The organism is Aeromonas aquatilis (assembly GCF_054052405.1).
Genome location: NZ_JBSTYP010000167.1, coordinates 1 through 489, shown reverse-complemented (window position 1 = coordinate 489; position 489 = coordinate 1). Strand labels below are relative to the sequence as shown.

The window sequence follows — 489 nt, the reverse complement described above, 5'->3', positions numbered from 1 at the left end:
CCGTCCGCCAGGCAGCGCGGCGCTGTGGGGTCAGCAAAAACACCGCGTTCCTCTGGCGTCACCGCTTCTTGCGTGCCATGGCAGGCCATCAAGCCACACGGGAAGAGGGCATTGTTGAGGTTGATGAGACCTTCTTCCTTGAATCGTTCAAAGGGCAACGGGGGCTGCCGCGTCCGCCAAGGCATCGTGGTGGCAAGGGGCGCACTCGTGGAACCGGGCCAGATTACATCCCGGTGATGGTGGTACAAGACCGTGCAGGCCACCATGCGGATTTCCAGTTGGAGAAAATAGATGCCGAGACGGTCATCGCGGTGTTGAAGCCGTTGGTGTCACCGGATGCGGTGTTGTGTAGCGATGGTGCGGGTGTGTATGCCAGTTTCAGCAAAGAGCAGGGCGTAACCCATCAGGTCGTGCACAATCGCCAAGGCGAACGGGTGGTCGGTGCGTATCACATCCAGCACGTGAACGGGTATCACCATCGGTTGAAAG

Annotated in this window: 1 protein-coding gene; it reads left to right on the top strand. The window is 59.5% G+C overall.

Going from position 1 to position 489, the window contains the following annotated elements; genetic code table 11:
• A partial coding sequence (locus tag ACW5W8_RS23840; RefSeq protein ID WP_498630887.1) for an IS1595 family transposase occupies positions 1 to 489 on the top strand: 489 nt, incomplete at both ends.